We start from the raw sequence: 6,056 nt of genomic DNA on the forward strand, positions 1-6,056 counted from the left end.
CGCCGATTTGGGCCAGCGGCGGGCGCTCAACGGCGAACCCTTGCCGCCGGTGTTGGAGGCCACCGCCGCCGCGCAGCGCAACGGTGAGATCGGCGCCGGGCATGTCGCGGTGATCCGCAGCTTCTGGCACCGGTTGCCCGACTTCGTCGACATCGAGACCCGGCACAACGCCGAGGCGCAGCTGGCCCGCCTGGCCGGCGAGCACCGCCCCGATGAGTTGGCCCGCCTGGCCGACAAGCTGACCGATTGTCTGAATCCCGACGGCGATTTCACCGAGCACGACCGGGCGCGCCGCCGCGGCCTCAGCATCGGTCAGCAGGATCTCGATGGCATGTCACCGATCAGCGGATGGCTCACCCCTGAGGCGCGGGCCACCCTCGACGCGGTGTTCGCGAAACTGGCCGCACCCGGCATGTGCAACCCCGACGATGACCAGCCGTGCATCAGCGGCACCCCCTCACACGCCGCGATCCAGGGCGACACCCGCAGCGCCGGACAACGCCACCACGACGCGCTGCTCGCCGCCGCCCGCGCCCTGCTGGCCTCCGGCGAGCTCGGTCAACACAACGGGCTGCCCGCCAGCATCATCGTCACCACCACCCTGCAGGAACTGGAGCAGGGCGCCGGGCGCGGGCTGACCGGCGGCGGCACCCTGTTGCCGATGAGCGACGTGATCCGGCTGGGCTCCCACGCCCACCACTACCTGGCCATCTTCGACAACGGCAAAGCTTTGGCGCTCTATCACACCAAACGCCTCGCCTCACCCGCGCAGCGAATCGTGCTCTACGCCAAAGACCGTGGCTGCACCTTCCCGGGCTGCACCATGCCGGCCAACCTCTGCGAAGTCCACCACACCGACCCCTACGCCACCAACCCCGTCACCGACGTCAACGACCTGACTTTCGGCTGCGGCCCGAACCACGATCTCGCCGACCACGGCTGGACCACCCGCAAAAACCACGACGGCGACACCGAATGGATCCCCCCGCCGCACCTCGACCACGGCCAACCACGCATCAACACCTACTGGCACCCCGAAAAGCTGCTACAAGACGAGGACGATGAGCCGGGTTGAGTGCCTAGTACGGCAAGGTTGTCGGCAGCACTGTGGCTTTTTCGAGGCAGAAGTTCGATACAGCCGCGCCGATGACAAGCGCGGACAGATGCATGTTCAGGCCGCTGGCACTGTTCTCCTGGTTCACTGCTGCCACCAGCGGATCGAAGCCGACTGTGGAAAGCCGGTCGCACAATTGCCGGCCGTACGCGGCTGAGGCCGCGGGGCTACCGTCCGGAACGCCCACCGAATGAATCCCGAACAGATACGCGTTGTCGTTTTCGTCCGCATGGGCCAGCGGTGCAGCGGTCATCGCCAGCACACCACCGAGCACGAGCGATGTCAGTTTCACACCACGAACCATAGCGGGGCCGCAGGCTAGGTCAGCGTCGCCCGCACACACACCGTCACGTAAGGCAGCGACAGGCCACCGGCGTTCGCCAGCGCCGGATGGGTTGCCAGCAGCTCGCGTACCTGATCCAACGTCTTGGTGCGGACCTGCGTCGGCGAGGTGATGCAGTAGCTGCGCGACGCAACCAAATCGATGAGTGCTTGCGGCGTAAGGTAATTCGTCCACTCGACCTGGTGCCGCTGCACATCGGTGAACGGCTCCGGCAGGGTCACGTGGTCGCGCATCGGGTCGCCATCGCGACCGATGATGCGGCCCAGCTCCCGCACCCAGCCGAGCCGCTCGTCGCGGGTGTTCCACACCAAACCGAGTCGGCCGCCGGGTCGCAGCACCCGCGCCAGCTCAGGAATCGCCTGGGCCGGGTTGAACCAGTGCCATGCCTGCGCGACAAGCACGGCGTCAACACTGTTGTCCGCCAGCGGGATTTCCTCCGCTGTGCCGAGCAGTGCGGGGGTTTCCGGCAGCGACTTGCGCAGCATCTCCAGCATCTCGGCGATGGGATCGACGGCGATGACGTCCAGGCCGCGTTCCACCAGCCGGGTGGTCAGCTTGCCGGTCCCGGCGCCGAGGTCGAGCACGTCGCGGGCACCGGGCGGCAGCAGCCAGTCGATCGCATCCGGCGGATACGACGGACGGCCGCGTTCGTACGCGGCCGCTGCAGAGCCAAACGACAATGAGCGGGCCTGTGAGGACTGAGTCACCGCGGACACGCACCCTCAGCGGCCGCCAAATCGAGGGTTTGGCGGACCAGTTCACCGACGGCCTCGGTTTCCACCAGGAAGCCGTCGTGCCCGAATATCGAGTCGACCACCTGCAGCCGGTCGCAACCGGGCAGCAGCCCGGCCAGTTCCTCTTGCAGCCGCAGCGGGTAGAGGCGGTCAGAGGTGATTCCGCCGACCACCGCCGGCACCGGGCAGCCGCGCAGTGCGGTCGCGACACCGCCGCGGTTCCGGCCGACATCGTGACTGGACAGCGACTCGGTGAGCACCACGTAGCTGCCGGCGTCGAAGCGCGACACCAGTTTGCCGCCCTGATGCTCCAGGTAGCTCTGCACCGCGTAGCGGCCACCGGACGTCGGATCTTCGTCGCCCTGGGCTTCGTTGGCGAAGCGGGTGTCCAGCTCGACCTCACCCCGGTAGGTCAGATGCGCGAAACGGCGGGCGATCTCCAGACCGGCGTCGGGAGTATGTCCGGTGCCGTAATAGTCACCGTCCTGCCAGTTCGGGTCGGCCTTGATGGCCGCGATCTGGGTGCACTGGGTCCCGATCTGATCGGCGGTGGCACGCGCACCCACGGCCAGCAGCAGGCCGGCGCCGACCCGATCGGGATAGGAGACCATCCACTCCAGCGCCCGCGCGCCACCCATCGACCCGCCGAGCACCGCGGCGACTTCGGTGATGCCCAGCGCCGCCAGCGCCGCCACGTCGGCGTCGACCTGGTCCCGGATCGATATCGTCGGAAACCTTGAGCCCCAGGGCTTTCCGTCCGATGCGAACGAGCTCGGACCGGTGGACCCGCGGCAACCGCCGAGCACGTTGGTGGCCACCGCGCACCAGCGGTTGGTGTCGATCGGCGCACCGGGACCCGCGATCCCGTCCCACCAGCCCGGTGTGGGATGCCCGGGCCCGGCAGGCCCGGTGATGTGCGAGTCGCCGGTCAGCGCATGCAGGACGACGACGACGTTGTCGCGGGTCGGCGACAACGCGCCCCACCGCTGCACCGCGATGCTGACGTCGTCGAGCACCACGCCGGTCTCCAGCGTCAGTGAACCGATGTCAACAATGCCGACCTCGCCTTCGGCAGGCAGCGTCTGTGTCGGCACGTCAGAGATTGTCACCTGCGGCTCCTCAGAACGCGGCCACGGCGTGCGGATCGCCGGCGTGCGTGTGAGCGGCGGCGAAGCCGAGCTGGAGGTCGGCCAGAATGTCGTCGATGCCCTCGATACCCACCGCCAGCCGCACCAAACCGGGGCTCACCCCGGTGGACAGCTGCTCGGCGGGACTGAGCTGGGCGTGAGTTGTCGACGCCGGATGGATCACCAGCGAGCGCACGTCTCCGATGTTGGCGACGTGGCTGTGCAGCTTCAGTGCATCGACGAACGCCTTACCGGCGACCACGCCGCCGGCCAACTCGAAGGCCAGCACAGCGCCGGTTCCCTTGGGCGCCAGCTTCTTTCCCAGGTCATACCACGGCGAGCCGGGCAGCCCGGCGTAGTTGACCGACAGCACGTCGTCGTGACCGGCGAGGTATTCGGCGACCCGCTGCGCATTGGCGACGTGGCGCTCGACCCGCAGACTGAGGGTCTCCAAACCCTGGGCAACCAGGAACGCGTTGAACGGCGACGCCGCCGAACCCAGGTCGCGCAGCAGCTGCACGCGGGCCTTCAGCGCAAATGCGGGCGGACCCAGCTCGGCGTACACCACGCCGTGGTAACTGGGGTCCGGCGTGGTGAAGCCGGGGAAGCGTCCCTGGGTCCAGTCGAAGGTGCCGCCGTCGACGATCACCCCGGCGATTGCGGCGCCGTGGCCACCGAGATACTTGGTCGCCGAATGCACCACAATGTCGGCGCCCTGCGTGATCGGCTGGATCAGGTACGGGGTGGCGATCGTGTTGTCGACGATCAGCGGCACACCATGCTCGTGGGCCACCGCGGAGACGCCGGGGGTGTCCAGGATGTCGATCTGCGGGTTGGAGATCGTCTCGGCGAAGAACGCCTTGGTGTTGGGGCGCACCGCGGCCCGCCACGAATCCAGGTCGTCGGGATCTTCGACGAAGCTGACCTCGATGCCGAGCTTGGGCAGCGAGTAGTGGAACAGGTTGTACGTGCCGCCGTAGAGCCGTGGGCTGGACACGATGTGGTCGCCGGCGGCGGCCAGGTTCAAGATCGCGAACGTCTCGGCGGCCTGACCCGACGACAGGAACAGCGCGGCCACTCCGCCCTCCAGGGCGGCGATCCGCTGTTCGACGACGTCGGTGGTCGGGTTGCCGATCCGGGTGTAGATGTTGCCCGGCACCTCCAGCCCGAACAGCGCCGCGGCGTGGGAGGTGTCGTCGAAGACGTAGGAGGTGGTCTGGTAGATCGGCAGCGCACGGGCGCCGGTGGCCTGGCAGGGCTGCTGACCTGCGTGGACCTGCTTGGTCTCGAATGACCAGTGCGCGGTCGGATCGTTCTCGGCTTCGCTATCAGGGGTGGGGTCAGAACTCACTGTCGAATGCTTTCCGGGAAGCAACGTCAGCGACGCACGATGGGTCGGCCCACGTGGGTACGCGTCAGGTTTCCCTGTCTACTCCGGGGGGCCCATCACGGCGGACCCGCGCTTGCCGCGTAGCCGCTGCTGGCTACGAAACCTGGTTGTCACCCGGGGCACCCCACCGCGGTTGGAGGGTTGCCGGCCAGCAAGCCGGGGCTTGACGCTGGCGCTCATGACCAAAACGAAGCTTAGCTCATCAAGGTGATCGCGTGCCAGCGGCCACCGGGTGCACCCACCGGTGGCGATCGCGCAGAGCACATCCCGGGTACCCGTTCAGCGCGGCCCAGATCGAGGACGACATCAGCGAAAACACGCTTGATAACGTGGCAGCCAGATTCCCCGCGAACCCCCGTCAGGATCTAACCGATACCGGGAGAAACACCGTGAGCGCCGACCAGCCGACCATCATCTACACGTTGACCGATGAGGCGCCGCTGTTGGCGACCTATGCCTTTCTGCCGATCGTGCGGGCGTTCGCCGAACCGGCGGGCATCACAATCCAAACCAGTGACATCTCGCTGGCGGCGCGGATCCTGGCCGAATTCTCCGACTACCTGACCGACGAGCAACGCGTGCCGGACAACCTGGGTGAGCTGGGCCGGCTGACCAACGAAGCCGACACCAACATCATCAAGCTGCCCAACATCAGTGCGTCGGTGCCGCAGCTGGTGGCCGCGGTCAAGGAACTGCAGGGCAAAGGATTCAAGATCCCCGACTACCCGCAGAGTCCGAAAACCGACGAGGACAAGGAAATCCGCGACCGCTACGCCAAATGTCTTGGTAGTGCGGTGAACCCCGTTCTGCGACAGGGCAATTCGGATCGCCGAGCGCCGAAGGCGGTCAAGGAGTACGCGCGCAAACACCCGCACAGCATGGGGGAATGGTCGCAGGCGTCGCGCACACACGTCGCGACCATGAAGCACGGTGACTTCTACCACGGCGAGAAGTCGCTGACATTGGACCGCGCGCGCGACGTAAAGATGGAGCTGAAAACCAAGAGCGGCAAGACGATCGTGCTCAAGCCGAAGGTATCGCTGCGGGACGGCGACGTCATCGACAGCATGTTCATGAGCGTGAAGGCGCTCTGCGACTTCTACGAGGCGGAGATCGAGGACGCCTACAAGACCGGCGTGATGTTCTCACTGCACGTCAAGGCGACGATGATGAAGGTCAGCCACCCCATCGTCTTCGGCCACGCCGTCAAGATCTTCTACAAAGACGCCTTCGCCAAGCACCAGGAGTTGTTCGACGAACTCGGCGTCAACGTCAACAACGGACTGGTCGACTTGTACAACAAGATCGAGACCCTGCCCGCGTCACTGCATGACGAGATCGTCCGCGA

6 protein-coding genes and 1 riboswitch are annotated in these 6,056 nt (G+C 66.7%); of the genes, 2 read left to right on the forward strand and 4 right to left on the reverse strand.

Going from position 1 to position 6,056, the window contains the following annotated elements:
* The coding region (locus tag VN856_RS15630) for an HNH endonuclease signature motif containing protein (RefSeq protein WP_325690573.1) at positions 1-1,075 on the forward strand (1,075 nt) is incomplete at its 5' end.
* Between the two features lie 4 nt (positions 1,076-1,079).
* On the opposite strand, the gene VN856_RS15635 is transcribed toward VN856_RS15630, so the two are convergent.
* Genes VN856_RS15635 through VN856_RS15650 form a run of 4 tightly spaced genes read right to left on the reverse strand, consistent with a single transcriptional unit; the run spans position 1,080 to position 4,669 of the window.
* A complete protein-coding gene (locus VN856_RS15635; protein ID WP_325690575.1) occupies positions 1,080-1,406 on the reverse strand; it encodes a DUF732 domain-containing protein in 327 nt (108 codons plus the stop codon).
* Positions 1,407-1,432: 26 nt separating this feature from the next.
* The gene (locus VN856_RS15640; protein WP_325690577.1) at positions 1,433-2,164 is read right to left on the reverse strand and encodes a class I SAM-dependent methyltransferase; all 732 of its coding nucleotides are present in this window, start codon (positions 2,162-2,164) and stop codon (positions 1,433-1,435) included.
* Positions 2,161-3,300, reverse strand: coding sequence for a homoserine O-acetyltransferase MetX (gene metX, locus VN856_RS15645; protein ID WP_325690579.1), 1,140 nt, complete (start codon positions 3,298-3,300; stop codon positions 2,161-2,163). Before metX ends, VN856_RS15640 begins: the two co-directional genes overlap by 4 nt.
* A gap of 10 nt (positions 3,301-3,310) precedes the next feature.
* Positions 3,311-4,669, reverse strand: coding sequence for a bifunctional o-acetylhomoserine/o-acetylserine sulfhydrylase (locus tag VN856_RS15650; protein ID WP_325690581.1), 1,359 nt, complete (start codon positions 4,667-4,669; stop codon positions 3,311-3,313).
* A 103-nt stretch (positions 4,670-4,772) separates the two neighbouring features.
* Positions 4,773-4,892: riboswitch (SAM riboswitch) on the reverse strand.
* A gap of 205 nt (positions 4,893-5,097) precedes the next feature.
* On the opposite strand from VN856_RS15650, the gene VN856_RS15655 reads away from it, so the two are divergent.
* Positions 5,098-6,056 (forward strand): NADP-dependent isocitrate dehydrogenase (locus VN856_RS15655; protein WP_325690583.1); only part of this gene is annotated, 959 nt, incomplete at its 3' end.

The sequence above is a fragment of the Mycobacterium sp. genome (genome assembly GCF_035603715.1).
Lineage (GTDB): Bacteria > Actinomycetota > Actinomycetes > Mycobacteriales > Mycobacteriaceae > Mycobacterium.